General features: G+C 59.1%; 1 protein-coding gene. It reads right to left on the bottom strand.

All coding sequences use genetic code 11. From position 1 onward, the window contains the following. Positions 1 to 206 precede the first annotated feature (206 nt). Positions 207 to 3,578, bottom strand: coding sequence for an adenylate/guanylate cyclase domain-containing protein (locus tag Q1B15_RS08075; protein ID WP_299752741.1), 3,372 nt, complete (start codon positions 3,576 to 3,578; stop codon positions 207 to 209). Between the last annotated feature and the right edge of the window lie 58 nt (positions 3,579 to 3,636).

Raw genomic sequence — 3,636 nt, 5'->3', positions numbered from 1 at the left:
TTGGTGCAAGGTGCAGCGAATTGGCGCTTTGAGCCCATAGTGACCGATGCTGCACTGCACGCATTTTGATACGAAGGGCGGAAAGCCGACATTTGCTGCGAGCGCGAGATAAGAACTCAAAATTGTTAAAGCCGACGTTCGAAGGGCCCCTTGGCTGTTCCGCCCCGCAAGAAACGAGGTGCGACTACAATCCTTAGAAAGTTGATTCATCCAGCCAATTCTGCAAGCAATTCGCGGGCCGTCGCCTGGTCTTCCGGGCAGTCTCCTTCAGCAATGCTGTTGTGGATGGGGTTGAGAACCGCAACGGCCTCCTCGATTCGGCTCTGATTTTGCAAGAGACGGGCAAGGTCGTTGGCTGCACGCAGTTCAAATAACTTCGCACCCTGCTGCCGGGCGACATCAAGGGCAGTGGTGAGGTGTCTTTCAGCGGTCTTGTTGTCGCCATCGGCTTTGGCTATAGCCGCGTATAACCGGTGGAGTCCCGACAACCACATCTTCTCGCCGGTCTGGTCGATCAGGCCCTGCGTCGTGGTGGCCAGTTGTACGGCCTCGTCCCGAAGCCCGAGCGTCAGGGCATGGTACGCGATTTCGGTTCGCAACAACGGAAGGAAAGCCAAAGCCTTGGTGGCCACAATTGCTGCATCTGTTCGGGAAAAACTAGCAATTCCAGTAACGTCACCATTTCTGATTTGCAAAAATTCCCGGTTTAGTGCCGCGTAGTTTGCGAAGTAAACCAGGTTATGCTCGCCAGCCATATCGACGAGGCTATTAGTGTGCCGCTCAAATTCCGCGCCATTGCGTGTGAGCAGATGAATAACCGTGCCAATCATGTGCCGATAGCAATTCGATGCGACATCGGTACAAGCCAACCCATAGCGTTCGCAATCATGAAAGAGCTGTTCCGCACGCCGGGATTCGCCGCGTATCAACAGATTCCAGCAAATGAGTGCGTGACTACCGATCCCTAGATCCGTTCCATAGAGATGGGCGAGGTTATTGTGCAGGACCGGGTCAAAAAGGCCCAATGCGCGATCATAATACGGTTGCGCACGCTCAAATTCACCTGTGAACATCAGACTGCAGGCAAAAGACCGGTTTGCGACGACGGCCGGGGCAGTCTCGGTCATCTTTTCCGCCAGATTGACTAAAACCTGTCCGTGGTGCACCGCCTCGGCGTGATCTCCGCGAATGTAGCGATTGGTCATCAGGCCGTAGAGGATCTGGAACCGCAGCGGCGTTTCCCCAACCCTGTCGGCCAGGACCAAAGCGTGTTCGAAGGCGGCCTTGGTTTGATTGTTCCCCCAGCCGAAATGAGCAATCGATGCATAACCAAGCCGGACCTGCAGGGACAGGGCGCGGTTGAGGATGGTGTTATCGCCGATCTCAAGCTGCGACGTGATCAAAGCGATAGCGCGATGAAGATTGGAAATACCTTCTCTGAATGCTGGCCGCGCAATGGCCGTCTGGCCAGCCAGTTCCCACAAATCGATAGCACGGTCGGTGAGGTTGGCGGCTTCGGCGTGGACGGCGAGCACTTCGGGAGCAACGTCGGGGTCGTTCTCCAGCGCCGCCAAGATGCGCGCGTGGATCGCTCGGCGCTTCTCCTTCAGCAGGCTCTCATAGGCCGCGTCGCGCACAAGCGCATGCTTGAACAGATAGACCGCCTCCGGCGGCAGGCCGCGGCGGTAGATCAATTCGGCACCGATCAGGCCGTCGAGCGCGGCGGCGAGTTCGACCTCGGACAGACGGGCGATCCGCGCCAGCAGGCGATGGCTGAACTCGCGACCGATGCAGGCGGCTGTCTGCGCCACTTCCTTGATCGGCTGCAGCCGGTCCAGCCGCGCCATCAGGCTGTCATGCAACGTGGCGGGGATGGCGATGGCGCTGAGCGGTCCATTCAGAACCAGTTGGTCGCCAGCCTCCTTCAAGGCGCCGGTTTCGAGGATCGTCTTGGTCAGCTCTTCGACAAACAGCGGCACGCCGTCAGTGCGCTGCGCGATGATCTCCATAATCTCCTCCGGCAACGCTTTGCCCCCGGTAAGTTTGGAGACAATGTCACTGATCTGATCTTTGCCCAAACGGTTCAGTGCAAAGCGCGTCACGATCGGGTGGCCGCCGAAGCCGTATTCGAAGGTCGGCCGCGCCGTCGCCAGGATCATGATTGGTTGGTCGGCGGTCGCATCGAGCAGGGTTTCCACAAGCTCCAGCGAGGTCGGGTCAATCCAGTGCAGATCCTCATAGACCAGCAATACCGGCTTTTTCTGGCTCTGTTGGACCAGCAGCCTCGCCAACGCCTGCATGGTTTGCGCCCGCTGTTGCGTGGGGGTAAAGTCCAGCGCGCCATATCGCGTGGTTCCGTCGAGCCCCATGAGAGGTGCCACCAGCTTCAACGTGTCGTGGTCTGTGCCAAGCAGCGCCTCCAGCTTGTCCAGCCGCGCATCTGCACTATCGGAAGGCGCGAAGCCGGCCGCAAACGCCATCTGCTGCGTGACCGGATAGAACGCACTATCGGCGTGGTAGGGCGAGCATTGGTAGGTCATGCGAACATGCTCGTCTCGGGCAACTGCATCGATCACCGCCTGGGTGATTCGGGACTTCCCGATGCCGGCCTCGCCGCTGACGATGACCATCTGCCCCTTGCGCGCGCGGGCCATAGCCCAGCGCTCGAGCATCAGTTCGATCTCGCGGTCCCGACCGACGATGGGGGTCAGGGTTCCAGACTGACGCGCGGCAAAGCGGCTTTCGACTGCGGCCTCGCCTTCGACGACAAAGGCCTCGACGGGCGCGCCCACGCCTTTCAGGTCCTGTGCGCCGATGGACTTCAGCTTGTAGGTGCCGCCCAGCAGGCGCTGCGTTTCTTTCGGCAGCACCAGTTGGTTGGGCTGCGCGATTCCCTGCAGCCGCGCGGCCAGGTTGGGTGTTTCGCCCACAACGGCCGCCTCCTGTGTCGCGCCGCTGCCGATCAGATCGCCGACGATCACAACGCCGGTGGCGATCCCGACCCGGGTGGCAAGGGGCGTGCCGTCCGGCGCCAGTGTCTTCATGACGGTATCGATGATTGACAGGCCCGCGCGTACGGCGCGCTCGGCGTCATCCTCGTTGGCGCGGGGCCAGCCGAAATAGCACAAGACACCGTCGCCCATGAACTTTGCCACAAACCCCTCGTAGCGGCTGACAACGCCAGCGACCGTGTTCTGATAGCCAGTGATGACATCCCGCATATCTTCGGCATCAATGCGCGTCGCCATTTCGGTCGACCCGACGAGATCGACGAACATTACCGTCAGGTGGCGGCGCTCGGCGTCAGTGGGGGAGCCAGGAGTATCTGAAACTGCGTCGGAAACAGAGGTAGTGGTCGATTGGTTTTGCGGTGTTGGTGCATTTCCATCAGCTTCATCATCAGACAGCTTTCTGATGGCCTCGAACGCTCGCCTCCTTGGCCCCATTGGCAGGCCTAGTTCTTTCAGATTATCTTCGGAAAGATAAGCGAGGTCAGATGACTCGATCTCTGCTTCAGCAAAAGCCGAAGCATACTTTTCCAATCCAAGATCGGCGAGCCAACTTTTGATATCGTGCACACAGCCCTCATTCGTTAGGCATGAAGCTCAATGATCAAAGTTTGCTTTATGGCCTGTC

The sequence above is a fragment of the uncultured Boseongicola sp. genome (assembly GCF_937988555.1).
In the GTDB taxonomy this organism is placed as follows: Bacteria; Pseudomonadota; Alphaproteobacteria; order Rhodobacterales; family Rhodobacteraceae; genus Boseongicola.
Note: the sequence above shows the minus strand (reverse complement) of the source record. Positions and strands in the feature narration are given on the sequence as shown.